This is a genomic window from Sulfurivermis sp., assembly GCF_059410345.1.
This window is the reverse complement of the sequence record NZ_JBLJDO010000010.1, coordinates 29,549-56,188: the sequence shown is the minus strand read 5'-3', so window position 1 is coordinate 56,188 and position 26,640 is coordinate 29,549. Positions and strand designations below refer to the sequence as shown.

Sequence of the window (26,640 nt, the reverse complement as noted above, 5' to 3'; positions counted from 1 at the left end):
GACTCTAAGTCGTTGGAAAATGAAGCGAATCGAAAATCACATTTTTCGATTCGCGTAGTCTGAGAAGTCCAGGATGGACTTATTCAGACCTTCCTTGGCGTGTCCCGCTCCCACTGACGGTGGTCAGCCGGCGTAGCGCCTGCAAGGTGGCGTGCAGTTCCTCCGCTCTGCTCTGGGTATCCAAGTGGATCACCAGGGCGTGAATCTGGCTGCAACGTTCGCGTTCCTGCTGCAGCCAAAGCTCGGCCTGTTGCACAACTTCATGTTCCGTACACACGTCTTCCACTGGCCGTAGATCCAGTTGGGCCACTGCACGCAATATTTGTTGCAGTGGGTTTACTACGCGTCCCACCATGCCGCTCCATAGCCGTGCCATCACCGTGATGGCGACGACGTTGATACCGATCAGCCATAGCCCCACCCACAGCAACTCCTCTACCAGGATTGGTAGGGTGGAAGTGGGTAGCTGGTGGGCGCGATACATTTGCTCTTCCATGGCGGCGGTCAGATTGTGCTGCAACAGCAACAGGGCGGCGATGAGCAGCAGTAGTTCGAACAGCAGCAGGCCGGCGAGCAACGGTCCCTGCAGGGCACGGTCGATATAGCAACGGCGGCGCCGCTGTTGGGGGGATGAGGCGTTGTGCTGACTCATATGTCGTGGCATTCCAGGCAGAGGGCGGAGCCGTGGTTGGACATCACCAGGGCGCCGTGTTTTTCAGCATACCCTTCGTGGCAGGTGACGCAGCTCAGCCGCCCCTCGGGCAGTAATATTTGCGGGCGCAGGCTGGTCGCCGGGTGGAAGCGGGCGCTGGGCCGGTTGCCAGGATAGCGCGTGCCGATGGGGTGGTTGACCGAGCCGCTGGCATGACGCAGCACGCCGCGCTGATCCACCGTTACGCTGCCGCCGCGGATCTTGTCGGAATGGCAGCCGAGGCAGTGCAGTGAGTAGGGGTCGAGTTCGACGCCGGACAACTGTTCCCCGCCGGCGGCGATGTGGCCGCTGCGTTGTAGCGACAACCCCGCATCCACCATGCGCTCAAAGAACGCCGCCTCATGGCAGGAGAGACATAGCGCCTTGTGGCGCTTGTCACCGTGCAGGCGTCCGGCGCGTATGCCATGGATTTCGTGACAGGTGCTGCAGGTGACGTCACCCTTCCAGTCGAGGGGAAATTCCGCGGGCAGGGGACGCGCGGCGGGGAAGCCGGTGGGGTGGGCAACTCTGAGGGCACCTGGGTGGCAGCCGCCACACAGGGCCTCCTGACTTTGGGTCAGTTGCGCGGCGTTGGTACGGTCAGTGCTGCTGCCGGCCAGGTGACATTCAGCGCAAGGAGTCTGCAGGGGATGCTGGTTACCTGCCTTGCCGTTGCCGACACCATCCAGCAACACGCCGCCCAGCATGGCGAGGAACAGGACAACGAACGGTTTACTGGAGGTGGACACGCGCAGCCTCCTGTTGGATTTGTTGCAGCGTTTGCGTCAGTGCTGCGCTGTCAGTTGTCTGTGCTTCTGCCTGTGCAGCGAGCTGATGCAGACGCTGATAGTGGGCGTGCAACGCCGCGATGCTGCTCTGCATCTGGCGCGACAAATCCTGCAATTGATCGTTATGGCGGATACCGTGTGTCGCCTCGCCGCGTGTCAGCGCGATAAAATTCTGGCGCAACCGGAACAAGGGTCCCGCCACATGGAAACTCACCTGACTGGCCGCCAGCCAGGTGATGAGCCCCACCACCAGCAATAACACTGCGCCAGTCAGTAGCAAAGCCGGTCCCAGTAATTGTTCAGTCAGACGGTGACTGCGCAGTGCTTCTGCGTATACGGCCTCACCATCGTGACCAATGATGAGCAGCATGATCACCAGCGCGCTGATGGCTATCACACTGGTGGTCAGAGCGATCAGCGAGAGCAGTTGCAGGCGGATGGACAGGGGAAGCGGGCGCGGATTTTTTTTTGCTGCTTCATCCATGTGTGCGTACTCCGTGTTGTGCCATGCGGTCAGTTTTCGCTGCCCAGAGGATGCGGCGAGTGTAGCCGATTTGCACGCCTAGGTGAGTCTGTAGACTCTTGCTATCTGATTGGAATATGTGAAAAAACTGATATATGTCGTACCACGAAAGTGGTTATTGCAATTGTCTATTCACTGCTGTTACATTTCGGCGAAATAAAAAAATGACATGCCTGCATAGATTATATAAATGACGGTAATGTCCATATAACAAAAGGAAATATCACGCCGGAGGGAACCGGATGATGGGGGGGAACGGGATGGAAGAAAGATTCAATCACGTTGGCGTAGCGCAGGCCAGACACTATTGGGGTGGGCGGCTGCTGTGCATCGCTATGTTGCTGCTGGCAGGTTGTGCCGCCGCACCGCAACGCCCAGATACGGGCGAGTTGGTATGGCCGGCACCTCCCGAGGAGCCGCGCCTTCGCTTCTTGGCGGAATACCGCAGCCAGAACGATCTGGGCAGTGGGCCCAGCTTCAAATCCCGTCTGTTGGGTGACAACCAGGTCGTACCCACACTGGAAAAGCCCTATGGTGTGACCGCCAGCGCCGATGGTCAGCGCATCTATGTGACGGACACCAAGTTGCGCGCCGTTATGGTCTTCGACTTGCAGGCCAAGACGCTCAGCCCCTTCCGTACCGATGCCCAGTCCCGCCTGGTTTCGCCCATTGAAGTGCGGCTCGACGGGCGTGGCAACCTCTACGTCACCGATTCGGTGCATGCCCGCCTCAATGTCTATTCGCCGCAGGGCAAGACCCTGCTATCCCTGGGCAAGACAGAAAATCTGCAACGCCCCACCGGTCTCGCACTGGATGAGACCAACGGGCGCATCTATGTGGCCGACACCGGCGCTCACCGTATCGTGGTGTATGGCATGGATGGCAAGTACCTCTATGCCTACGGCGAGCGCGGCAGCGACCCCGGTCAGTTCAACTACCCGGTCAATCTGGCGCTGGACAAGGACGGCAACCTTTATGTTGTGGACAGTGGCAATTTCCGCGTGCAGATACTCGCTCCGGACGGTACGCCGCTGCGTAGCTTCGGTCGAGCGGGCGACTCCTACGGAGCTATGACGCGTCCCAAGGGGATTGCACTGGATAGTGAAGGCCATGTCTACGTGGCCGACGCCGCTTTCAACAATTTTCAGATCTTCGATATCAACGGCAACATCATGTTGTTCGTCGGCTCCTTGGGGCGGGAGCCGGGAAAGTTCTGGATTCCGGCGGGGATGTACGTTGATGAAGCGGACCGGGTGTATGTCGTGGATGCCGTGAATGCCCGTGTGCAGGTCTTTCAGTATTTGGGTTCAGATGTGTCTGGGGGTAGCAATCCAGCCAGCGTTTCCCACTAGAGGAGATGGTGGCAGGTAATAATCATTACTAAGTCGCAATACGGAGGAGTCATCATGAAAAAAGGTACAGTTATGCAACGCATAGGATTATTCGGCGTTACGGTCACCGCATTGTTTGTACTGGCAGGGCCGGCTCATGCCGGCATTGCCGATACCAAACACAATCTGTCGATGTCCGGCACTGGATCCATCAAGTCAACAGACAATCCAGAGATATGCATCTTCTGTCATACGCCCCATGACGCCATCAAGAACGACAATATCCCGTTGTGGAACCACACTTTGTCTTCGGTGGCTACCTATGGGGTGTATACGAGCCCGACCTTCAATGCGACGGATGCAGCGGAAGTCGGCGGCGTGACCGCTGAAACGGCGGCGGTGACCAATCTGTGTCTGTCGTGCCACGACGGCACTGTGGCGATCAATTCGCTCAACAATGCCTCGAACATCAATCCCACCACAACCATGCAAGGTACTTCTGGCGGCATGTTGCCCGCGGGCAATAGCAACCTGGGCAGCCATCTTACCAATGACCACCCGATCAACTTTACCTACGATGCGGCCCTGGTGACCGCTGATGGTGGCCTGCATGCACCTGGCTCACTGACCAATGCCCGTCTGTTCAATGGCAAGGTGCAGTGTGCTTCCTGCCATGATCCCCACACCAGTGATACCAGTGGCGGCAAGGGTGCCTTTCTGCGCGCCAGCATGAATGGCAGCGCCCTCTGCCTTGAGTGTCACAACAAGTAACAACAAGAACGCAAGAAATCCTCCTTGGCGCATCTATGTGCGTCAAGGAGGTGAGGAATCAGACGCGGCGGAGTGGTACTTGGACGCCGGTGATATGTCATTGTAGAGAGTGCCGTTCGGCTGAGCGGCGCTGAGTTCGGGGTGAAGACCATACGTGTGGAGAAACTGGGACGATGGCTGTGCGTGGCCGCTGTCGTGGCGCCGTTGCGTCTGTTGGCTATGCCGCTGGCGGAAACAGCCTCACGCTATACGCTATCGGGGGCCATTGGTCTGCGGCTGGAGGACTATGAGTATGACAGCGGTGGTTCCTCCTACAGCCGGCAGCAGGTACGCCAGGAACTGGACCTGGCTGGCAGCGGCCATGTGTGGGATCCACGCTTTCTGCGTTTCAATATTGGCCTCAATCTGCGTGAACAGACTACTCGCTCCAGCCAGGGCGACAGCGACTACAGCATGCTGGGTTACAACGTGAATACCACCTGGTTTGGCGCCCGCCCCAATCCCTTGACACTGCATGCCAGCCGTACGCGCAGCACCATCGCCGACTATGACGCGCCGGCCTATGAGCTGGAAACACAAACGGCCGGTGGACGCTGGGGATTCAGCTCCGAACTGCTCGGGGCGATACGCCTGTCGGCAGATCGTATCGACAACGTGGCAACGGGGGGAGCCGTACAGCGCGATGAAACCATCGAGAATGCCGCCGTTGAAGCCACCAAGAGGTTCACCAGTTCCGCTGGCGCGGCCTCTGACCTGAATTATGGCTACCGCTACAACAATACCACCGACAGTATTCGTAACACGGCGCGGCGGCAACACCACTTGTTCCTCAGCGACCGAACCACACTAAGTCCGACGGCATTCTTTAATGCCAATGCCACTTATTACGATCGGCACGATGTCTGGAGTGGGGCAAGCAGTACGGATGGCACCCAGGCGCAGGATAGTCGCTTCTTCTCTGGTACAGCCAGTCTCAATCTGCGCGCGTCGGAGCAGTTGCGTCACTCCTATGTGTTGAGCACCAGTCGCAACGAAATCAATGACTATGTGAATATGACCTACGGTGGTCGCGCCGGGCTGGATTACATCTATAACAGCCGCTGGCAACAGCATGCCAGCATTGATGTGCGTCGGAGCGAGATACAGTCGGCTGCGGCTGTGAACATTCAGCAGTACACTGCCGAGAGTGGCGTGCGGTATAACCATCGGCGTGGAGATTTTCTGCTCCGCGGTGGTTATACGCTAGCCGCCGAGCAACGCTACGATGATAGCGTGACGAACGTTGACTCCTCCACCATTCGCCACACGTTAAATCTTGGTTATGCACGCAGCGTTAACCCCCTGTGGCAAGACAACGCCGACTATCGGCTGGCGCTCTACCATGGCCAGCGCGATAGCGTAGAACATACTGCCAGATATGCGGTAACCAGTGTGCCCAATGCGCATGATACCGTGAATGGTGTCGCAGAGATGCGTGACTTCCGCGAACAGGATGCGCAGGGTGAGCGGCAGCTTCAGACTCAGCGCATAACCCTGGCATGGACGCGGCGCCTGCAGGCCATGACCAGTCTCAATGTGAGCGGGGGACATACCCACAATGAAGGCAGCACTACCGTAACTGGCGTCAGCTATGACGAATTTGGTGAGCCTGTTGGCAGCTTTTCCAGCACCAGTAGCAGCGCCACTGATCGCAGTTATCTGCAGGCCCGTCTAACGGGGGGGATTCAAGGGCTGGGTAATGTTCAGTACAACCTGTTGTGGCGACATGAGCTTGAAGGTTATGCCTCGGCGGATGATTTGCAGCGCAAGACGGTGGAGGGCGATGCCACCTATACCCGTGGACTGTGGCAGTTTCGCTTGCAGTACCGCTTCCGTGAAACGGAGCAGGGGATGATAGAGCGGCAGGAGCAGTCGATCATGTTCTACGGCCGTCGCCGTTTCGGAGCACGGTTCTGATGCGCGCATGGTGGCGACTGGCGGGGCTGTTGCTCGTGCTGTTTATGCCAGCGATGGGGATGGCTTGGACACAATTGGGCGGTGATGCGCAGCGCAGCGCCCAAGTGGCCATCGATCTGGCGGCGCAGCCGCGACTGAATTGGCAACAGCCGCTGGGCGCCCCGGCCTTTGCCTCTGTGGTGAGCGCGGCTGAGATGATCTATACGGTGGCCGGGCGCAGCGTCCAGGCCCGTCACGTGGCGGATGGCAGGCTGCGGTGGCAGATGGAAAACAGCAGCGAGATGTCGGCGACACCGGTGCTGCTCGGTCGTTGGCTAATTATTGCTGGCAAGGATGGCATGGTGCGGGCACTGGACCGCAACACGGGCAGCCGTGGTTGGGAGTACCGGACGGGGGGGCGCGTGGTGGCGGCACTGCTGGCGCACAAGGATACGGTGTATGTCGGGTCGACGGATCATCATCTGTATGCGCTGGCCGCGGATAGCGGCCAGCTACGCTGGCGCTTCGAGGCACCCGATTACAAGTATGGCGGCCTGTATGCCCCGGCGACTTATGCCAACGATACGGTGTATTTCGGTGTGAAGAATGCCTGGTTCTATGCGGTGGAGGCGCGCACTGGCTTGATGCGCTGGCGCACACGCCTGGGTTCGGCGATGTATGCTGCGCCGGTGGTGGCGGAAGGACGGATCTACATCGGCAGTTACGACCGTCATCTGTACGTCTTGAGGCAGAGCGATGGCGCCGTGTTGTGGCGCAGCGCCTTTGCAGACTGGCCACAAGGGGCGGTGCTGCTGCACGGCGGGCGCGTGCACGTGGCCTGCCGCAACGGTGAGGTAGTGGCGCTGAATCGCGATGATGGTACGGTGGACTGGCGTCTCGATCTGGGCAGTGAGCTGCGCCATGGTCCGGTACTGGGGCGCAACGGGCGGGCGCTGCTGGGTACGGTTGGGGGGGAGGTGGTGACGTTGGATCTGGCACAGGGCAAGGTGACGGGCAGGGTCTTCGTGAGCGGCGCGGTGCATGCCCAGCCGGCACTTACTGCCATGGGTGTCTACGCTACCACCTTGACCGGCGAGCTATTGCGGCTGCAATGATGTGGCGCGAACGGATCGGTCAGCTCGTTGCCGCCAGTGCGATCGTGCTGGCCGTTGGTGTGCCGGTGGCTGTGGCGGCCGATGCGGCGCGCGAGACGGCTCTGCTGCAGAATCCGGAACTGATTTTGCCGCAACTGGAAAGCGGTGAACTGCAACTGGATGAGGTGCCCAATCCGCATTGGCGCAAGGATGGCTGTGCTGCCTGCCATGCGGGCGATCCGGCCAACGGGCAGTTGCGGCAGACGGATGCCAACCGGCTGTGCAACGGCTGCCATGAAACAGCCAGCGTGGCGGCCTATATCCATGCTGTGGGTATGACACCGCCGGCGGATTTTGTCGAACGCATGCCGGCTGATTTTCATCAAGCAGTAGTGCGGCACGGCAATGTGGTGAGTTGTCTGACCTGCCATGACCTGCCGATGCAGTGCAAGGAAGAACGTGCCAAGGAGCGGGGGCTGAATCCGTTTTTTTTTCGCGGTGGTCCCTATTCGGCACGTACCGAACTGTGTTTCCGTTGTCATGATCGACAGCAATACGAGCGCTTCAATCCGCATGACCAGATTTCGGATGAGGGGGTGCTGGATGGTCCGCGTTGTTTTGTCTGCCATAGCGCCATGCCCGATCGCAAGACGGCGCGCGGCGTAAACGACGTGCAGTTCAATGTAGTAGCGGAATTGTCACAGTTGTGTACCGGATGCCATCCCTGGCGCATGCACCCGGGTGGCGGCTGGGCGCGTTACGCTCAGCAGTCGGGTGGCAAGGGACCCAATCATCTGGTGGTGCCCTCGCCAGGAGTGATGGAAAGGATTGCCCGGATTGAACTGGAAGGTAAGGAAATACTGCCGCTGGATCCGCTCAGCGGCAAGGTTACCTGTGCCACCTGCCACAATCCGCACGAGCGCGGAGTGCAGTTTCAGGCGCGGGCTGATGTGGGAGCAGACGGTGTGCGGCGCTTGCGCCGCGGTGTGCAGGAAATATGTGTTACCTGCCACGACAAATAAGATGCCGAAGGCATGAAGGGTCAAGCTGGCCGGCTTGTGGAGGAGTAAACAACCGATGGGGTGGACAACAATGAATATGGGGAGTCGGGGGGGAGAACAGCGGTGCACCGCCCGTTGGGGCGGGTGGCTGGCCGTCATGCTGCTCTTGCTGTCGGGTGCACAGGTTATGGCCTTCGAGGACGATGAAGCCTGTCTGATGTGTCACAAATATCCGAAAATGGGCCGTGTCACCGAGGAGGGTGTGCAGAAGACTTATTACATCCTGCCGGAAATATTCTCCCGCACGGTGCACCGTAACGTTCCCTGCCGTGACTGTCACAGCGAGATCAAGGAGTTGCCGCACAAACCTTTGGTGCAGGGGGTACGCTGTGATAGTGCATGCCATTCGGTGACCAATCCCTCTACAGGTAAGCCCTTCAGCCACAAACCGATCAACGATGCATTCAAGGAAAGTGTGCACGGGCGACAGAAGGTTGAGCTAGGTCCGGATAGTGACAAGCCGTACTGCATCACCTGTCACACCAATCCGCTCTATAACGCCGCCGAGGAAGCGCCGCCGCCGCACATTATCGAGCGTTGCGTGGTCTGCCATGAAGACCAGCAGTTTGCCGAGAAGTGGTATAACCACACGAGTCGCCGCATCCGCGAGGTAAAACGCTCGTCGCAGGAAATCGTCGCCATGTGCCTCTCCTGTCACAACGACAAGGAGCTGGTGGATCGGCGTGTAAAGCTGGCCAAGGATGAAGGCCGTGAGTTGGGGCGCAAATTCCCTATCGCTGGTGAGTCGTATCAGCTCAGCTTCCACGGCAAGATGACAAAGTATGGTACCTCCGATGTGGCCAACTGCCTGGACTGTCATGCGACCTCGGAGAACTACTACATGAGCGTGCATGAGTTGCGGCCGTCACGCGACCCGGCTTCGCCGGTGCATGCCAACAACCGGGTTGAGACCTGTCAGCGTTGTCACAAGGTGGCGGATGCCAACTACGCGGCCATTGACCCGCATCCGACCAGCGCCAAGGCCATCAATCCGTTCAATTATTATGCCGAGCTGATCTATACCATCGTCGGTGACGCCGTGATGATCGGCCTCATCGGTATGGCCTTTGTGGAAACGGTCGGTCGCCTGCGCGATGGCGCGAGCTGGCGCTTTGTCCGTGGCAGTTCCTGGCGCCGGCGCCGCAACGGGCTGGATAACTGATTGCAGCATACTGACAAATTTGCACGAGGACTGACATGAAACTTTCCACTGAAGCCAAGGCCGTGCTGGAAACCAGTATTCGGCAGCGTGAACTCACCTGGGAGGAGATCAAGGAACTGGATGAGTTGATCGCCATGATGCCGGATGACCGCAAGCATCTGTACAAGAATGTGGTATCCAATCCGATTGGCGATCTGCCGCGTTATAATATCCACATCCGCATTCAGCATTTGCTGACCTTCACCACCTTCCTGCTGCTGGCTTTCACCGGTCTGCCGATCTATTACAACGACGCCTTCTGGGCGGCGCCGTTCAACAGCATGCTGGGTGGGGTGGAGGTGACGCGGGTCATCCACCGCACCCTGGCGGTGGTGATGATCTTTTCCATGGTATACCACGTTGGTACGTTGTTATTTGGCACGATCCAGCGTATCGGGGCGCGCCGCTTCGATATTCGCCGCACCATCATCCCGCTGTGGAAGGATGCGCGCGACTTCAAGGAGGACATGTTGTACTTCGCAGGCAAGCGCGCGCAGAGGCCGGAGATGGACAAGTTCATGTACAAGCAGAAGATTCACTATTTCGCTGCGGCTTTTGGCAACACGGTAATGGTGGTGTCCGGCTCTAGCTTCCTATTCCCCGACGTATGGGCCAGCATCCTGCCCAGTACGGTGGCGTCGCACTTCCAGGAGATCATGCGTCTGTCCCATCCGCATGAGGCGCTGCTGGCGCTGCTCACCATCGCCTTCTGGCATTGGTATAACGTCCATCTGGCACCGGGGCGGTTCCCCATGCAGTGGACCTACCTCACTGGCTATATCACCCGTGAGCACCAGATGGAGGAGCACTTCCTGGAGTATCTGCGCTGCCTGGTGGAACTGCCGGAGGAGCGGCGCCTATTGCGCGAGATGTTGCTGGAGCGTGGTCTGGCGCAGTCCGTGGAGGATGATGCCGGCGCGTTGCTGCAAATGGATCTGGTGCGGAGCCCGGTGTCGTGATTACGCCGCTGACTCCTCTGCAAAAGGTATTTGCCTACACCACGCTGGCGATCATTCTCGCTTGGACGGTGTTCGGCATTTTCGTTATCTGGCTCATGCTCACTGAATAGGATTGGGGCGACTGCCATGCATACCATCGTACAACTAGACAGTATTTTTATCGCACTGGCGGTGTTGATGTTCATCTTCTTTGCCATTGCCGTTTTGATCATCGTTGACCACAAGGCGCGCATACCGGCGCCGGCCACTGATGACCTGACCAGTATCGCTGGCCGGCGCCGTAGTCATCCCATGTGGTCCTGGATGGTGTCGATGATGCTATGGGCGATCATCCTACTGCTGGCCGGTGCCTCGCTGTACAAGATGTTCGGGCACAAGCTGGTAGCCAAGCCGCAGGAGAACGCCCTGTTTAGCAGCCTGGACAAGGAACATCGGGCGGAGCGCATCCGCCACTTCCACAACCTGCCGGCTACTACCGAGTACAGCAAAGGGGTGCAGCCGATTTGCTATTCCTGCCATGGCGAGTATCCGCACTCTGCCAAGCCGATGGTGCGTACCCTGCTCAACATGCATACCCAGTTTGCCGGTTGCATGACCTGCCATGCCGATGATGCCAAGGTGCCGGAGAAGGATATCAGGCTGCGCTGGCTCAACTACTCCGGTATCGAGGTCAAAGGTAAGCCCTTTGGCGTGGAGGTCGATCCGGCCACCGGCAGCTTGGCTGTGACGGATGACTATTTTTCCAAGATCGTGCCGTACCAGATACTGGCCAATGGTACAGAAAAACTGCTGGAGATCACCGAGCAGAGCGAGGATGCACGGAACTTCCTCGCCGTGCGTGGCGCGCTGACACCGCAGCAGCAGGGCGCAGTCAAGAAGATGTTCCACGCCACCGTCAATCCGGTGGGGCGGTTCTGTACCCGCTGCCATGTGGACGAGAAGGACAGTTACATCCCGTTTCGCGCGCTCGGCTTCTCTGAGGCACGTGTAGCGGCGCTGACCAACCTGAACATCGTCGGCATCGTGCAGAAATATCGCGAGTTCTATATCCCGACCATCTTCCACGGTGGCACCGATCCGGCGAGCAAGGAGGTATTGGTCGGTAAGGAGGTGAAGTTGCCAGAACCGAACCGGCAGTTGCGTGATGATCCACGTTCATGGTGGCGTGACAATTATGACAATCCGTCGGGCGGGCGGCGCTAGGAGCATGCTGCGTGCCAGGCATATGGGGTTTACTCACCGTTCGTCGGATGCCGGGATGAAGATGAGGTACGTGCTGCTGATAGTGTTGCTGGGCTGGCTGGGCCTGGGCGCGGCGCAGGATTTGCGCATCGGCGAAGTCGTCCCGCTGCATCGGCTTACCGATGCCGGTGGTATGCCATTGGCCCTGCCCAGTGATGTGGCGGTAGCCAGTAATGGTCGTGTGTATGTTGTGGATGGAGGCAACCACCGTCTGGTGATCTATGACGCGCTGGGTGGCTTGATTGCCACCGTGGGCCAGCATGGTGCCGGCCCCGGCCAGTTTGCCGAACCGCTAGGTGTGGCCGTTGATCGCCAGGGCCTGGTGTACGTGGCCGATGCCAGCAATCACCGCATTCAGGTGCTGGATGGGGAGGGCCGTTTTCTGCGCTCCCTGCCGCTGCTGGATCGCGGCAGGCCGGTGCGTCCGGCCGATGTGGCGGTCAGCGAGCGGAGCGGCCATTTATTCGTCAGTGGCAACAATACCCACCGTATACTGAAGCTCTCACCGCAGGGTGAGGTAGTGGGTTCCTGGGGTGGCGAAGGCGTGGCCCAGGGCCAGTTCCGCTATCCGGCTACCCTAGCGGTACGCGAGGGACTGGTGGCGGTGGTCGACGTGCTCAATACGCGGGTGCAGATCTTTGATGAAGAAGGGCGTTACCACTATCAGCTGGGCGAGTGGGGTGTATTGCCGGGTCAGCTGTTTCGCCCCAAGGGGATCGCCATCGATCAGGCTGGACGCTATTACATCAGCGACAGTTATATGGAAGTGGTGCAGGTGTTCGACAGCGGTTATCGCCTGCTGCATGTGCTGGGGCAGGGGGACAAACCACGCCGGTTTGTGGCCCCCGTAGGTTTGGCCGTAAGCATGGATGGGCGGCTGTACGTGGCGGAGATGTTGGCCAATCGCGTTTCCGTGTTCGAACTGCGATAACCCGAGATTGAAAGGCATGATGGGCGGGCGAGGTCTGACGTGGTTAGTGTGCCTGTGCCTGTTGGGGGCAACACTGGCCGAGGCGCGCGATATTTCTCCTAAGCGTGAATGCTCCATTTGCCATGTGATGTGGCTGGATGATTTCCAGCGTGAGAATGTTACTCCCCTGATCCCTTATGAGCCGCGACCGCTGGAGCTGACCGGGCGGCAAGATGTGGTCAGTACCGAACGTATGTGTTTTTCCTGTCACGATGGCTTTGTGCGCGATTCGCGCTTCGTGTGGGCCAAGCGGGAGCATTTCCACCCCGTCGGTATCCAGCCTTCCGGAAAGATCCATATCCCGCGCAAGGATGGCAAGGATATCTTCCCGCTCAATGACGATGGCAAGCTGTATTGTGGCACTTGTCACAGCGCTCATGGCGTGAATTGGGAGCAGGAGTATTCACCGGTGTTCATGCGCGTGGAAAATGTCGATTCCAGCCTGTGCCTAGCCTGCCACCTGGATCGCAGCACTGGTAGCGGCGAGGGCAATCATCCAGTATTCAAGCCGCTGGCGCACAAGCCAGAGGTGCTGACGCAGAGCGGCGCCAAGTTCGGTGGCAATAACGATGAGGTGATCTGCCAGTCGTGCCATCGGGTGCATGGTGCAGCCACGGCGGAAAAGCTGCTGGTGGTGGACAATACTAATTCCGCTCTGTGTGGCACCTGTCATGATGATCGCCACGCCACGACGCGCAGCGAGGCAGCGCGCAAGGGCACCCATCCGGTGAATGTGCGGCCAGACAAGGTGACGGTACCGTCGCAGCTGCTGGATGCGGGGGCGCGCCTGGGCACTGCGGGAGAGGTGATTTGCCAGACCTGCCATCGCCCCCATGGCGCATTGGCTGAGGGCAAGATCCTGATCCGCAGCAACGCGGATTCGGCGCTGTGTCAGGAATGCCATCAGCGTGAGCGCAGCGTGGTGGCCACACGGCACAATCTGTCGGGCAGCCGTCCTGGCATCGCCAATATCAGGGAGCAACCGGCTGCGAACGGCGTGTGCGCCAGCTGTCATCTACCTCATGGTGGTAGCGGACCGAAGATGTGGGCCCGGCAGCCGGGTGCCAGTGATGACCCCATGGCAGCCAATTGCCTGAGCTGTCACCAGCCAGGGGCTGTAGCCGAGGCCAAGCTGCCCGGTATGCACAGCCATCCGGTGGGACGCGCCATGCAGGGCATCAATGCTGGCACGGGCCTGCCAGCCTACAGCCCCGAGGGCCTGGCAGTCAGCAGCGGTGGCCAGGTGACCTGCGCCAGCTGTCATGACCCGCACCGTTGGGCACCTGATGACAAGGTGGTGGACAGCCTGCAGGGCGAGGGGGACGCCAGCAACAGTTTCCTGCGCCGTGACAATGTGCGCGGTTCATCCTTGTGTCTCAGTTGTCATGCAGAAAAGAAGGCGTTGGCCGGAACGCCGCATGATCGTAGCAAGATGCCGCGCCATGCCAACCTGCCCGAGGCGAACGGGATGTGCGACACCTGTCATCGGGTGCACCAGGGCGAGGGGCCACGCATGTGGGCGTTGGCACCGGAGGCGGGTGTGGACCCGGTGTCCTCTATTTGCTTGTCCTGCCACCGTGCGCAGGGGGTGGCACATGGCCGCACCGTAGGTGAGCATACCCATCCGGTGGACGTACCTATCGCGCGCATCGGCATTGTCGCTACCGCGCAGGGTTGGTTGAGCCAGGTGCGCGATCTGTTTGAAACAACGGCCTTGCAGCCTTTGCCGCTGTTCGATGAGCGCGGGCGCAAGGTGGCGGTGGAGGGGAATATCGCCTGCGCTAGTTGCCATGATCCGCACCGGCAGCCGGCCGCCGAGGGCAAATTCCTGCGTCTGGCCAATGATGCGGACGCCACCCTGTGCCGCAACTGTCATACCGATAAGGGGATGGTGGCCTGGTCCAAGCACAACCTGAAACTGTCTCGTCCCAAGGACAAGCAGGCGGTGCAGAAAGTGAATGTCTGCGCACAATGTCACCAGCCGCACAATGCGGGCGGTGCCCGCCTGTGGGCGACCCATAGTGGTGAGGGCGCCGATACCATGGTGCAACTGTGCCAGGGTTGCCACCAGGAGGGTGGTATGGCCCAAGAGAAACTGGTGGGGCAGCACTCCCACCCGCTGCGGGTCGATGTGAAGAGTGTCGGTGTCGAGACCTCACTGCCGTTGTTCCGTCTCGATGGCACGCGTGATGCCGACGATGGCCGCGTCAGTTGTCCGACCTGCCACAATCCGCACCAATGGGTACCGGGTGAGGCGCACAGCAAGGCGGGAGCCAGCGCCAAGGTGGAGGGGCAGGCTAGCGACAGTTTCCTGCGCTTGCCGGCGGCGCCGGCCGGTGAGCTGTGCGCGGACTGCCACATGGATGCCCGCTGGGTGCGTAATACCGAGCATGACCTGCGCATTACGGCGCCGCAGGAGCGGAACGCCCGGGGCCAGACGGTAGCGGAGTCCGGTGTGTGCGGCCAGTGCCATGCGGTACATAATGCCCAGCGCCGCACACGCTTGTGGGGGCGCAGTACGAGTGAGGGGCAGGAGGTGATGGAGAGCCTGTGCCGCAGTTGTCATGCGCCGGACAAGGTGGCGGCAGGCAAGGTGCCGGTAAAGCTCAATCATCCGCTCGACGTGCAGGTGGTATCGGTGCGCGGCTGGCCTCGGCCTGGGGAGATTTTCGGTTCCTATCCCGTATACGATAAGGACGGTGCAGTGGTGGACAGTGGCGTGATCTCCTGCCCGACCTGCCATAACCCCCATCAGTGGGAGGCGGGGGTGAAGCGCGAGGGGCCGGGGCGCAACGTGGAAGGTAATGCGCTGAACAGCTTCCTGCGCAACAAGAGCAATTTCAATCTGTGCACCAACTGCCATGGCCTCGATGCGTTGTTCCGCTACAAGTATTTCCATGGCGAGACCTCGCGCGTGCCGCATCGCTTGTATCGCTAGGAGGGAAGGCATGAACCGAAGGAAAATCATCGCTGCGCCGATGCTGCTCTGCGCCATGCTGATGTGGACGTCTTCCGTCATGGCTGATGCCTCCATGCTGGTATGGCCGGCACCGCCTGCACCGGCGCGTATTCAATATATAAAGTCGATTTCCACCATGGAGGATGTGACGGGCCCCAAAGGCTTTTTTGCCAGGCTGTGGGACTTCATCGTCGGACCGGAGCAGATGGAAATGCGCAAGCCTATGGGGGTGGCAGTAGATGCGATCGGCGGTTGGCTGGCGGTGGCCGATCCGGCGGATAAACGTGTCCATGTGTTTGATGAGGCGCGGGGCAAGTATTGGGCGCTGACGACCGCGAACAAACAGTTGTTGCAGCATCCTCTGGCCGTGAGCGGTGATGGGCGAGGCAACCTGTATGTCGTTGACAGTGAACAGCGCCAAGTACATGTCTGGGCCGACGCAAAAGAGTGGCGACGCAGTTACGGCGGGGGCGAGTTGCTGCAGCGCCCGACGGCCGCCGCGGTGGATGCTGTACGCGGGCGGCTCTACGTGGTGGATACCCCGGCGCATGTAGTACAGGTGTTTGATTTGGCTAGTGGCGCACTGACGGGGCGCATCGGCCGTCGCGGCATGCTGGATGGAGAGTTCAACTATCCCAGTTTTATCACAGTCGATCGCCGTGGTCAGGTCTTCATCACCGATGCCCTCAACGGTCGCATCCAGGTGTTCGATGCGCAGGGTGAATTCGTGCGCAGCATTGGACAGCGTGGCGATGGCTCCGGTGATTTCTCGGCCCCCAAGGGGGTGGCGCTGGACAGTAGCGACCATACCTATGTGGCTGACGCCAGTTTCGACAATATCCAAATCTTCGATACGGAAGGTCGTTTGTTGCTGTTCTTCGGTGGCAGCGGACAGGCGCCAGGGATGTTCTGGTTGCCGACCGGGTTGGCCATGGGCCAAGATGACCGGTTGTACGTTGCCGACTCCTACAACAAGCGCGTGCAGGTGTTTCAGTATCTGCGGGAGGCTGGGCGGCCATGAACAGGTATCTGCATCGTCTTGGCGTAGTGCTGGTGCTGCTCGTGCAGGGCACGGCCTGGGCCGGTATCGCCACCACCAAGCACAATCTTTCTGCCGATGGCCCGGGTACCTACAAGGCGACCAGCGAACAGCAGATCTGCGTGTTCTGTCACACGCCGCACAATGCCTCGCCGGCGGTTCCGCTGTGGAATCATGAAATGTCCGGGGCGACCTATGCACTTTATGATAGCCCGACGATGGTGGCGAGCCCGGGCCAGCCTACTGGCGCCAGCAAGCTTTGTCTGTCCTGCCATGACGGTACCGTAGCCCTGGGCAGTGTGCACAATTTACCTTTCGGTACGGGCAATGGTGTTGGAGTGGTGCCCGGTCTGGAGGCGGTGCTGGCAGGTGCGTCATCGCTCAGCACGGATCTGAGCGATGACCATCCCATTTCGTTTGTTTATGACACCGCCTTGGCCGGCCAGAATCTCGAACTAGTATCGCCGGCACTGCTCACCGGTAGCATCAAGCCGGATCACAACGGCGAATTGCAGTGCACCAGTTGCCATGAGCCGCACAGTGACACCTATCCGAAATTTTTACGTATCGGTTTCACCGACGAGGCCGGTTACGGTTCGCCGTTGTGTCGCACCTGCCATGACAAGAAATACTGGTCCACCGTGGTCAATCAGGGCCACCGCGAATCTATCGCCCAGTGGAATGGCGCCGGCACCAATCCTTGGCACCTACCTGGCCACAACCTGGCCAACAACGCCAACTCCACGCCCAAGGCCAATGGGTGCGAGAGCTGCCATCGCCCGCACAGTGGTGGTGGTGGCCGTGAACTGCTCAAGCAGGATGGTGAGGGTGGCGTCTGTTTGGTGTGTCACAACGGCAATGTAGCCACTGGTTCAAAGAATATCGCGGTGGCATTGGCCAAGGCCTATACGCACCCCGTCACTACCACCAATGGTGTTCATCGCACGGAGCGTATCGATGCCAACACCGTGCGTGAGCCACAATCCAATCTGGCCAACCGCCATGCCGAGTGCCCTGACTGTCACAATCCGCATGCGGTCTCGCCCGGCGTGTCGCCCAGCGTTGGTAGCGGCACACCGACCAATAATCTGGCCTCCAATGTGCTCAAGGGGGTTTGGGGCGTGGAACCGGTCTGGCCCGGCAATTGGCAGGATGTGACCAGTTACACGGTGGTGAACGACGTGCAGTACCAGCACCAGCTCTGTTTTAAATGCCACTCCTACTACGCCTTCGGCAACAGCCCGCCGCTCGACCCCTATGGCTTGATCGGCGGCGATGGTCTGCTCACTGATCAGGCCAAGGAGTTCAATCCCAACAACAAGTCCTACCACCCGGTGGTGGCGGTTGGAAAAAACGACTTTATTGCCTATGACGGTGTGAATTATTCTGCTGCCCTGATTAATGGCATGACGCCGACCAGCACCATGACCTGTGCCGATTGCCATTCCGACAGTCAGGGGATCGATGGGCTGAAGGGGCCGCATGGCTCCGACGTATGGCCGATCCTGTGGGCGCCCTATGATTTCACGACCGGCATGAGCGGCACCAACAATCACCTGTGTTTCAAGTGCCATGACTGGGGTGTCTATGGCGGTGGTACCAATACCAGTCAGTACAGCACGGGGTTCTCCGGTCGGGTGGGTGGGGCGGCGAAGAACTTGCACAACCGCCACATCAGCTTTCGCAATATGCCCTGTCTGGCCTGTCATGTGGCGGTGCCGCATGGCTGGCAGCGGCGTGCACTGCTGGTGTTCGGTACCGGTGACCCGGATCCGGCCCCCTACAATGCTCACTACCGCTTCCCCATCAATGGCAGCGTCTACTACGGCCTCAATTCCAGCATTCCGCTCGATACCATTCCGAGCGGTAACTGGAAAAAGACAGATTGTCACAATGCCAGCTACACCGGCAGCAGCGGCGTGGCTGGTGTGGGCAGCTGTTAATGTACGGCTGGCGTCTGCTCGGTTCACATCGGTTGGCGGCCGTATTGCTGGCCCTCGTGGCTGCGGTGGCCGTGCTGGGCGGAACCCTGCCGCAGTCGGCGCGGCTCAGCCCGCAGGAGCGGCAGGGCTGGCAGCAGGAGTGGAGCGCGAGCAGCGGCTGGCTGGAGAGTCTGCGCCTGGCCGATGTGTTTGGCGCCTGGTGGTTCTGGCTGCTGTGTGTGTTGTTGCTGCTGAATCTGGTGACGGGCACGTTGCAACTGATGATGCGCTTACGTAGCCAGCGCGAGCTGGGGATGTGGGGTGTGGTGCTGGGGCATGGTGGCTTGGTGGTGCTCATTGCCGGTGCCATGGTGAGTGCGGTGTCAGGCTTTGGTGCCCATCTGGAACTCACCGAAGGTGAAGTGTGGAGTGGTGCGAAAAACAAGTTGGTAGTGGATCGCGGCCAGGAGGGAGAATTTGCCGGCATGTTTCGCCTCGACAAGGTGGAGGCGGTGGTGGGGCAGGACAGCCGGTTGCGCGACTTGCGCCTAGTGGTGAGTTGGCAGGAAACAGGCGGTGCTGCACAGGTCGGTGAAATTAGTTCGAACCGGCCAGTGCATGTTTCGGGCTACCGCATCTATCCCGACAACACCTTTGGTCATAGCGCCGTCCTGGAGCGTGTGTTGCGCGATGGCAGCCGCCGTCTACTGCTGGTGCATTTTCCCTTGCCACGCGCGCAGTGGGGTGCGCCGAATTGGCAGGTCGAGCACAGTCGTGCCATCAACACTGGTGACGAGGTCCGCTCGTTCCGCCTGCGGCTGGAGGGGGAACCGGCAAGGCTGCACATGAATGTGAGTCGAGGTGCCGAGCAGCTGTTCGAGGGTTGGTTGAGAATGGGTGATAGTGCTGAAGTGGGCGGCGAGCGCATGACATTACGACAGGTGAGCCCATGGGCCGGGCTGTATCTTGCCGCCGACCGCGGGGCGCCCTGGGTGTTTGTCGGCATGGTGCTGGCGGTCGTGGGCTTCTTTGGGTATCTGCTCGGGCGACGGTGACGAAGGTGAGTGTGGCGGCACCGGTGTTGATGCCGGAACTGGTAGTGGCATTACAGGGTGGTATCGCGGTGGCGTACCTGCTGGCGGCCATGCTGATGGTGGGATGGTCGCGTCTGCAGCCGCTGGCGCTCATGCTGGTGGTCGGGGCGGTGCTGGTGCACGTGATGTTGTTCATACTGCGCTGGTATGGTCAGGGGCAACTGCCGCTGGTCACGCGCTACGAAGACCTCACCTTGGATGCGCTGTTTCTGGTCGTGGTCTATCTGCTGGCACAGTGGGGTCGAGCCGAGTTGCGACGGGCCGCGGCATTGATGCTGGCGGCGGCAGGGGGGCTGGCACTCGCTGCGCTGACCTATAGCCAGGACTTTTATCCATGGAGCCCGGCGCTGCGCATCTTCTGGTTGCAGATCCATGCACCGTTGAACAGCCTGGCAGTGGCGCTGGCAACCCTAGCGGCATCGCTGGCCCTGTTGGGGGGGCAGGCGCAGGCGTGGCGCTGCAGCCGCTTGTTGTGGTGGGTGCTGTTGCTGTGGAGTGCAATGGTTGCCAGCGGGGCCTATTGGGCCTATCTGGCTTGGGGGCGCTTCTGGGGGTGGGACCCCATCGAGAGTTGGGCACTGGCGACGGCGCTGGCCTATGCCGCGGTGTGCCATTGGATGTTGCGTCCTGGTTGGAATGGGTTGCCTGGCTGCCGGTTGGCCTTGTTGCCGTATGCCATGTTGCTGTTTACCACCTATGGGTTGGTGTTGGTGCGTTACAGCATGCATGGCCAGTATTTGTTTCGTTGATGGCGGCAGATAGCGATATTGCTGTTGTCGAGTCTAATCGTTGATTGGAGTGTGATGATGAAGCATGTTTTTTCAGTGGCGGCAGGTGTGATGGTGACAGCATTGTTGGTGTCTGGTTGCGGTAAGGAGCCGACGCAGGAGGTCACAGCGCCCAAACCGATGGCCACAACGCAGGCGGCGATGCCGGCGGATCATCCACCGGCCGAACTACAGGTGCAGCCGGCAGAGGTGCTGGCTCAGCTGCCAGCCGGTCACCCGACGCTGGAGGGATTAACGGATCAGCCCGCGGCCCCTGCCGGCCACACGACGCGGCCGCGCAACGAGCCTACGGTTGTGGTGCCGGACAGTGTGCGCGCACGCTGGAAGAGTGTGACTCTGGAGGTGACGCAGGGTGGGGTAACGCGTGAGTTGCGGGTAGTGCCTGGCGAACAGGTCGCGTTGGGGCAGGACAATCTCACTCTGCAGATCGGCGCCTTCCTGCCGGCCTACATGAGCGATTTTTCGCAGGTCACCAGTGACGGAGACGAGCTGACGAACCCCGCCCTGCAGGTGAGCGTGCTGCACAATAAGGCGGTGGTGGACAAGGGCTGGCTGTTCCGCGACTACCCCGACTTCAACACGGTAGGCAACACGCGGGTAGCTTTGCGGCTGTTGGCTGCCCACGACTGAATTGGTCTGGCCGCAGGTGAGGGAGGTGGCGATGATGCGACGATACTCCGTATGGGGGGCGCTGGCAGGTTTGTGTCTGTGGCCGGCGCTGGCTGTGGCGAGCAGCGATGAGGCGCAGCAACAGGTGTTGCAGCGGGTGGAGAAATTTGCCCGTGGCTACGACCTTAACCGGCAGGACAAATATCACATCGACTTCTACTATTCGCCGCTGCATGCCATGGCGGTATATCGCGAACTCCTGCTGTGGGTGGCGCAGCCCAATGTGCCTGCCGCAGTGCGGGATGAGACGATGGCGACCATACTCGCCGGCATGGAGTCGGTGGTACGTGATTCGCAGGCTGGCCCGGCCGCGGGGCATGGGCTGCTTGGCATTGGCTATCTGCGCGCGCTGCCACGCTACAGTCAGGAGCCCGATGTGAACCGGCCGGACAGCCGGATCTGGCGTAGTGACGGCATAGAACCGCGCACCACGCCGGCGGCGATTGGGAAATCGCTGTCGGCCAAGGCACTGCTACTGATGCGCCTGCCGGCCGCTACACCAGAACGGCAATGGCTACAGGCAACCTTACGGCGTGAGTATGATGAGCTGTCAGCCCAGTTGCTTACCTTGGCACCGCACGGTTACATGCCGGAAGTGGTGCGCTGGGAGGACAGCCGCTGGGTGGTGGTGGACGGGCGCAGCCGACTGTTCTCTCAAGCGGCCCTGCTGCGCGGCCTGCTCGAAACCGATGCGGCCCTGGCAATCCTGGGGGCCCCAGTGAAAGACTGGCGCACACAGGTACAGCGTAATATCGAGACCGTATTTACCGGCATGGTGCGCCGTCATTACGATGCGGAAGCGGGCAGTGTCGTGGACGTGCATGACCCGGACAAGGGGCGTGGTGACCGTGTGATGCTGGAGGATATGGCGCAGTGGCTGGAGGCGTTGGCCTTGCTGGCGCAATCGTCCCAGCCGAGTGCGTTGCGGTCGCAGGCGCAACAGCTCGGCCGGGAGCAGATACAGTTCCTGCTGCGGGCAGAGACCGGTAAGGAGCCACCGCCACGCGGCTATCTGGTGCGCAAGGCCGTCCCCTTGCGTGCCACGGTACGTTCGCTGGAGGAAACACTGGCGATACTGTCCATGCTGCAACTGGCAGAACAGTTTGGTGTGCAGGATGTGGGCGAACTGCCACAACGTCTGACCGCGCGACTGGAGGCAGATTACTGGTCTGAGGAGGCTGGGCTGTACCGCACGGCTGCGGGTTTTACCGCCTCGGCCTATGACGGACATATGTTCTCACTCACCCTGCGCTGGTTACGTCGACAGGGGACTGCAGAGATGAGGCGGCGCGGTGAATTGCTGATCCAGGGGGTATGGAAGCAAGGTGGGTTGCTGCAGTGCGAGCCGTCGCAAAGTGGTGAACCGCAGTCACTGGAGCAGGCGCTGGCACAGCGCGGCGTGGAATTTGCCACCGAAGTGGCAGCCTTGCCTGCGGTGGAGCAGGGCGAGCGCATCGCCGCTTTTGTGCGTGCGATTGCTGATCAGGACGGCGATACGGTTCCGGGTTGCCGTTTTGCCGCCGGTGCGTTCGGCGGCGCACCAGTGCCTGTCATCCAGACCAGTGTGCGCACTCCCTATCCGGCGCGTAAAGGCGCACAATGATTTGCGCTCCGTGAGTTTCAGATTGAGGTGAGATTGCGATGAATCACAAGATGAAGCTGGTGCTATTGGGTCTGGTGTTGATAGGGCTGGGCGGTACGGCGCAGGCCTTTCAGGGTGACCCCAGTCAGGGTCAGGAGATATTCATGCAGCGCTGCAGTATCTGCCACGGTATGGATGGGCGTGGTAATGACGGCATGGCCGTGGATTTCCGCGAGGAGTGGTATCGCCTGACTAAATCGGATGCCGAATTGATGCAGAGCCTGCGCAATGGTCTCAGCACGCCAGGGCGCAACTACACGGCTGGCATGATGCCACCACAGATGCTCAATGAGCGCGAGATGTACGACGTATTGTCCTATTTGCGCGCGGTCTTCATGCAATAGCTTGCGGCAGAACCTCAGTATACCGGCAGCTCCAGATCGAACAGAGCGTCTATCTCGGCCTGGGTCTGCAAGGTCGTAGCCTTTTCCACCGTGGCGCGCGTCAGGTGCGGTGCCAGCATCTCGAACAGGTCATACATGTAGCGGCGCAGAAAGGCACCACGCTTCAGGCCAATCTTGGTGACGCTGCTGTCGAACAAGTGATCCGCCTCGAGGGCGCACAGGTCACAGTCGACCTTGGGGTCATAGGCCATGTGTGCCACGATGCCGATGCCTAGACCGAGACGCACATAGGTTTTTATGACGTCGGCATCGGTGGCGGTGAAGACGACGTTTGGTGTGAGGCCACGCGCCTGAAAGGCAGAGTCGAGCTGGAACCGACCGGTGAAACCGAAGACGTAGGTGACGATCGGATAGTCGGCTATGGCCTCCAGGGTAAGCGGTCGTACCTCGTTCAGGGGGTGATCTGCCGGCACAATGATGCTGCGATTCCAGCGATACACGGGCAGCAAGATCAAATTTTCAAAGTGCTCCATCGCCTCGGTGGCGATAGCCATGTCGACCAGACCCATGGACACCATCTCGGCGATCTGCATGGGGGTTCCCTGATTCATGTGTAGCCGCACGCCAGGGTAACGGCGAATGAATCCCGCAATGCGCTTTGGCAACCAGTAGCGTGCCTGGGTATGGGTAGTGGCAATGGACAGCGTGCCGCTGTGTGGATCGGTATGTTCCAGGGCCAACTGCTTGATGGTGGAGGCGTCGTCGACGATGTGTCCTGCCAATTCGACGATGCGCTGCCCCGCCGGGGTGATGGCGGCCAGTTGTTTGCCGACGCGGGTAAATAGCTCCAGCCCCAGCTCTTCTTCCAGTAATCGGATTTGTTTGCTGATGCCTGGTTGCGAAGTATGCAGCGCGGCAGCAGCAGCAGAGATGTTCAATCCCTGCCGACTTACTTCCCAAATGTAACGCAGTTGTTGCAGCTTCATCCTTATAACCTGCCCGTCTATAGATAGGAAAACATATTCTTTTACATCCTAATAATCCATTGTTAGGGTGCGCCCGTGCCTGTTTTTAAGCCTGAATGTGTGCCGCATATTCTGCACACATGGCCTTTAGAATGCTATAGCGAGGTCGACGTGACACAAGAGCAAGTGGTTTGGGTTGCGCCGAAGATGGCTGCGCAAACCCCATTTTTTGATAATCCTGTTGTAGGGTCAGAAAAATGTGTTTCCGCGTCTTTAAGTGCTACCGTCATCATCAAGGGCATCACGCTCGATGGCCGGGTGTTTCGCCCCAGCGACTGGTGTCAGCGCCTTGCGGCGGCAGCCACCCTCAATTGTTCCTATTGCCTGGATGTGCGGGGTCGTGTCGTGAACCCCTATGTCAAGGTGATAATTGAGGATGGTGTTTATTCGCTGTGGATTTCCCAGGCGTTACACGAGATTGATCCGCCGCTATATGACTTCATGGTCCTGTTTGGTCGGGACAATGGTTTGCAGCTGAGCATGGTATGAGACAGGGAATCTTTGATGACTTTGCAACAATTACGCAGCATTCAGGAAGTGGTGCGTCATGGGTTGAATATTTCAGCCGCTGCCCGTGCCTTGGGAAACACGCCACCTAATGTCAGTCGCTACATACGTCTGCTGGAAGAGGAACTTGCCGTGCGTATGTTTCAGCGGGTTGGTGGTAAGCTTACTGGCCTCACTCCGGAGGGCGTCAGCATTATGCTCGAAGTAGGGGCGGTGCTGGCAGGGGTGGACGGACTGCATCGCCTGGCGCAAGACATGCAGCATGTCGCTGATGGACGTTTGACCGTAGGTTGCGCCGATGTGTGTGCTGCACAGGTATTGCCGCCGGCGCTGACAGAATTCAAACGACACTACCCTGGTGTGGTCGTCAACATATTACATGGTTCACCGCAGGAGATGATCCGCTTGCTTGGAGATGGTGTAGTGGATTTCGCTTTGGTCGCAGGTGATATGCCGCAGTACGGCGAATTGCTGTTATTGCCGTACATGCGGCACAACTTGTCGATCGTGGTCGCGTCAGGGCATCCACTTAGCCAACTGGAAAGCATCTCGTTGACCGACCTGGCGGCCTATCCGCTGGCCACCTATGCCGCTGGGCATGTGGGACGTGCCAACGTCGATGCGGCATTTGCCGCTGCTAACGTGGTGCCTGATATTGCCTATACCTCGAATGATGCAGAATTGCTCCAGAATATGATCCATGGCGGTGATGTCGTCGGTGTGTTTTGCGTCAGCGCGTATTCCCAGGGAACGGCGGCTAACCTGCTGACGCGAGAGGGCGGGCGTTTGTTTGCGCCTGTGGCCGTGTATGTCTGCTTGCGCCGGGATGGTGTGATGCGCCGCCATGGTTATGCATTGATCGAGCAATTGGCACCGCATCTGAGTTACGACAAAGTGGCGCAGGCCTGCACCATGCGCGATTTCGGACCGGTGTTGGATGTGGCGGGGGATACGCCGCGGCCGGTTATCGGACAGTCCATGGACAACGTGACGTCGCTACCGCGCGCTGCGGCTCTGGCATCACGCTATGAGTTGGATTTTGCCTGCCGTAGTATTGCGAACTACTGAATTTGTTGTGTGGATGGCCGGCGGGTGCTGCCGTGCCTGTCAGCGTTGTTTCTTGTTCAGCGGCAGCCGATCTTGGCCGCGGTTCAATGCACGGCACCGTTGCCCTCAGCGCTCATCGACAACGGCCTCCGCGTAGCCGCCGCAGGCGATTCTCGCAGTCTTTCAATTTCTGGTGCAGGGTCGTCGGGCTGAGGTTGCGCAGCGAGCCGGTGTGGCGTGCCGCCTCGGCCAGCATGGCCTTGTAGTAAAGGATTTCGTTGTGCAGGGTTTCTTCCGTGGCGTCTTCCAGCAGTGCGCTCGGTGTCGGCGTCATCATCACAGGAATCATGGAGTGTCCCTCACGGTTTTTGTTGCGACCGGACCAAGACTAGAACAAGCCGTGCGGCAGGGGCAGGGGATAGGTCGGTTTCATTTGGGATAGAAACTTGGCATCAATCCTCGGAATCCCGTCTAACTTCCCGTTAGTAAAGATTTTTTGATCTTCGTCACACTTTCTCGCCGGTCAGCTCGCGCCCTTCCAGTGCCTGCAGGAGGCCCTGCATCAGGACCAGCGGGCTGGGCGGGCAGCCGGGGATGACGGCGTCCACAGGGATGACGTTGCTCACCGCGCCACGGCTGGCATAGGAGCAGCCGAACTCGCCGCCGCAGGCGGCGCAGTCGCCGGCGGCGATGACCAGCTTGGGGGCGGGCGTCGCTGCAAAGGTGCGGATCAGCGCCGTTTCCATATGCACCGACACCGGGCCGGTGACCAGCAGCACGTCGGCGTGGCGCGGTGAGGCGACGAAGTGCACGCCGTAGCGTTCGATGTCGTAGTAGCCGTTGTTGAGGGCGTGGATCTCCAGTTCGCAGGCGTTGCAGGAGCCGGCATCCACCTGACGGATGGCGAGGCTGCCCTGGAACTGCCGGGCGATGCCGGCGCGCAACTGCGCGCCCACCTGTTCCAGTACCGGCTCGCGCGGCAGGTCTTCGGTGATGAGTCCGGTCTGGCGGATCTTGTTGAGGATTCTCAGCATGGGC

The 26,640-nt window shown here is 59.9% G+C and carries 25 protein-coding genes; 19 read left to right on the top strand and 6 right to left on the bottom strand.

The genetic code is table 11. From position 1 onward, the window contains the following. Positions 1 to 79: 79 nt before the first annotated feature. The 3 genes from ACMV8A_RS09510 to ACMV8A_RS09500 are packed head-to-tail and all read right to left on the bottom strand — an operon-like array spanning position 80 to position 1,963. Entirely contained in the window at positions 80 to 652 is a 573-nt protein-coding gene (locus tag ACMV8A_RS09510; RefSeq protein WP_495325540.1) for a hypothetical protein, read from the bottom strand. Then, positions 649 to 1,440: a cytochrome c3 family protein gene (locus ACMV8A_RS09505; protein ID WP_495325539.1), complete on the bottom strand. Its 792-nt coding sequence runs from the start codon at positions 1,438 to 1,440 to the stop codon at positions 649 to 651. The genes ACMV8A_RS09510 and ACMV8A_RS09505 overlap by 4 nt, the downstream gene beginning before the upstream one ends. Next, positions 1,424 to 1,963 carry a hypothetical protein gene (locus ACMV8A_RS09500; RefSeq protein ID WP_495325538.1) on the bottom strand — a complete coding sequence of 180 codons (540 nt, stop codon included), beginning with the start codon at positions 1,961 to 1,963 and terminating at the stop codon, positions 1,424 to 1,426. Before ACMV8A_RS09500 ends, ACMV8A_RS09505 begins: the two co-directional genes overlap by 17 nt. Positions 1,964 to 2,262: 299 nt before the next feature. Between ACMV8A_RS09500 and ACMV8A_RS09495 the strand changes: the two genes are divergently transcribed. The 17 genes from ACMV8A_RS09495 to ACMV8A_RS09415 all read left to right on the top strand — a co-directional run bounded on the left by ACMV8A_RS09495 (position 2,263) and on the right by ACMV8A_RS09415 (position 23,023). Next, the gene (locus ACMV8A_RS09495; protein WP_495325537.1) at positions 2,263 to 3,354 is read left to right on the top strand and encodes a 6-bladed beta-propeller; all 1,092 of its coding nucleotides are present in this window, start codon (positions 2,263 to 2,265) and stop codon (positions 3,352 to 3,354) included. Between the two features lie 54 nt (positions 3,355 to 3,408). Further along, positions 3,409 to 4,104: a cytochrome c3 family protein gene (locus ACMV8A_RS09490; protein WP_495325536.1), complete on the top strand. Its 696-nt coding sequence runs from the start codon at positions 3,409 to 3,411 to the stop codon at positions 4,102 to 4,104. 141 nt (positions 4,105 to 4,245) lie between these two features. Next, on the top strand, positions 4,246 to 6,060 hold the full coding sequence (locus ACMV8A_RS09485; protein WP_495325535.1) for a hypothetical protein: 1,815 nt from the start codon (positions 4,246 to 4,248) through the stop codon (positions 6,058 to 6,060). Beyond that, complete coding sequence (locus tag ACMV8A_RS09480; RefSeq protein ID WP_495325534.1) at positions 6,060 to 7,154, top strand: outer membrane protein assembly factor BamB family protein; 1,095 nt, start codon at positions 6,060 to 6,062, stop codon at positions 7,152 to 7,154. Before ACMV8A_RS09485 ends, ACMV8A_RS09480 begins: the two co-directional genes overlap by 1 nt. Next, the gene (locus ACMV8A_RS09475; RefSeq protein ID WP_495325533.1) at positions 7,151 to 8,155 is read left to right on the top strand and encodes a cytochrome c3 family protein; all 1,005 of its coding nucleotides are present in this window, start codon (positions 7,151 to 7,153) and stop codon (positions 8,153 to 8,155) included. Before ACMV8A_RS09480 ends, ACMV8A_RS09475 begins: the two co-directional genes overlap by 4 nt. A gap of 136 nt (positions 8,156 to 8,291) precedes the next feature. Continuing rightward, a complete protein-coding gene (locus ACMV8A_RS09470) occupies positions 8,292 to 9,356 on the top strand; it encodes a multiheme c-type cytochrome (protein WP_495325532.1) in 1,065 nt (354 codons plus the stop codon). A 35-nt stretch (positions 9,357 to 9,391) separates the two neighbouring features. Continuing rightward, a complete protein-coding gene (locus tag ACMV8A_RS09465) occupies positions 9,392 to 10,354 on the top strand; it encodes a cytochrome b/b6 domain-containing protein (RefSeq protein WP_495325531.1) in 963 nt (320 codons plus the stop codon). A 126-nt stretch (positions 10,355 to 10,480) separates the two neighbouring features. Further along, complete coding sequence (locus ACMV8A_RS09460) at positions 10,481 to 11,557, top strand: hypothetical protein (protein ID WP_495325530.1); 1,077 nt, start codon at positions 10,481 to 10,483, stop codon at positions 11,555 to 11,557. Between the two features lie 55 nt (positions 11,558 to 11,612). Further along, entirely contained in the window at positions 11,613 to 12,527 is a 915-nt protein-coding gene (locus tag ACMV8A_RS09455) for an NHL repeat-containing protein (RefSeq protein WP_495325529.1), read from the top strand. A 16-nt stretch (positions 12,528 to 12,543) separates the two neighbouring features. Continuing rightward, positions 12,544 to 15,504 (top strand): cytochrome c3 family protein, encoded by a 2,961-nt coding sequence (locus ACMV8A_RS09450; protein ID WP_495325528.1) that lies wholly within the window; start codon positions 12,544 to 12,546, stop codon positions 15,502 to 15,504. 10 nt (positions 15,505 to 15,514) lie between these two features. Further along, positions 15,515 to 16,546, top strand: a complete 1,032-nt coding sequence (locus tag ACMV8A_RS09445) for a 6-bladed beta-propeller (RefSeq protein ID WP_495325527.1) — start codon at positions 15,515 to 15,517, stop codon at positions 16,544 to 16,546. Further along, positions 16,543 to 18,507, top strand: a complete 1,965-nt coding sequence (locus ACMV8A_RS09440) for a cytochrome c3 family protein (protein ID WP_495325526.1) — start codon at positions 16,543 to 16,545, stop codon at positions 18,505 to 18,507. Before ACMV8A_RS09445 ends, ACMV8A_RS09440 begins: the two co-directional genes overlap by 4 nt. Next, on the top strand, positions 18,507 to 19,541 hold the full coding sequence (locus tag ACMV8A_RS09435) for a cytochrome c biogenesis ResB family protein (RefSeq protein WP_495325525.1): 1,035 nt from the start codon (positions 18,507 to 18,509) through the stop codon (positions 19,539 to 19,541). Before ACMV8A_RS09440 ends, ACMV8A_RS09435 begins: the two co-directional genes overlap by 1 nt. Beyond that, positions 19,538 to 20,329: a cytochrome c biogenesis protein CcsA gene (gene ccsA / locus ACMV8A_RS09430; RefSeq protein ID WP_495325524.1), complete on the top strand. Its 792-nt coding sequence runs from the start codon at positions 19,538 to 19,540 to the stop codon at positions 20,327 to 20,329. The genes ACMV8A_RS09435 and ccsA overlap by 4 nt, the downstream gene beginning before the upstream one ends. 57 nt (positions 20,330 to 20,386) lie before the next feature. Beyond that, a complete protein-coding gene (locus tag ACMV8A_RS09425; RefSeq protein ID WP_495325523.1) occupies positions 20,387 to 20,998 on the top strand; it encodes a hypothetical protein in 612 nt (203 codons plus the stop codon). A gap of 31 nt (positions 20,999 to 21,029) precedes the next feature. Further along, the gene (locus ACMV8A_RS09420; RefSeq protein WP_495325522.1) at positions 21,030 to 22,640 is read left to right on the top strand and encodes a hypothetical protein; all 1,611 of its coding nucleotides are present in this window, start codon (positions 21,030 to 21,032) and stop codon (positions 22,638 to 22,640) included. Between the two features lie 38 nt (positions 22,641 to 22,678). Beyond that, the gene (locus ACMV8A_RS09415; RefSeq protein WP_495325521.1) at positions 22,679 to 23,023 is read left to right on the top strand and encodes a c-type cytochrome; all 345 of its coding nucleotides are present in this window, start codon (positions 22,679 to 22,681) and stop codon (positions 23,021 to 23,023) included. A gap of 14 nt (positions 23,024 to 23,037) precedes the next feature. On the opposite strand, the gene cysB is transcribed toward ACMV8A_RS09415, so the two are convergent. Continuing rightward, complete coding sequence (gene cysB, locus ACMV8A_RS09410) at positions 23,038 to 24,009, bottom strand: HTH-type transcriptional regulator CysB (protein WP_495325520.1); 972 nt, start codon at positions 24,007 to 24,009, stop codon at positions 23,038 to 23,040. A 150-nt stretch (positions 24,010 to 24,159) separates the two neighbouring features. Here cysB and ACMV8A_RS09405 point away from each other — a divergent pair, with 150 nt between their 5' ends. Both ACMV8A_RS09405 and ACMV8A_RS09400 read left to right on the top strand, forming a co-directional pair. Further along, a complete protein-coding gene (locus ACMV8A_RS09405; protein ID WP_495325519.1) occupies positions 24,160 to 24,537 on the top strand; it encodes a DUF3579 domain-containing protein in 378 nt (125 codons plus the stop codon). A 15-nt stretch (positions 24,538 to 24,552) separates the two neighbouring features. Further along, on the top strand, positions 24,553 to 25,623 hold the full coding sequence (locus ACMV8A_RS09400) for a LysR substrate-binding domain-containing protein (protein ID WP_495325518.1): 1,071 nt from the start codon (positions 24,553 to 24,555) through the stop codon (positions 25,621 to 25,623). A gap of 112 nt (positions 25,624 to 25,735) precedes the next feature. Here ACMV8A_RS09400 and ACMV8A_RS09395 read toward each other — a convergent pair whose 3' ends face one another. Continuing rightward, on the bottom strand, positions 25,736 to 25,951 hold the full coding sequence (locus tag ACMV8A_RS09395) for a hypothetical protein (RefSeq protein WP_495325517.1): 216 nt from the start codon (positions 25,949 to 25,951) through the stop codon (positions 25,736 to 25,738). Positions 25,952 to 26,108: 157 nt separating this feature from the next. Beyond that, positions 26,109 to 26,636, bottom strand: a complete 528-nt coding sequence (locus ACMV8A_RS09390; protein WP_495325516.1) for an NADH-quinone oxidoreductase subunit B family protein — start codon at positions 26,634 to 26,636, stop codon at positions 26,109 to 26,111. Positions 26,637 to 26,640: the final 4 nt, after the last annotated feature.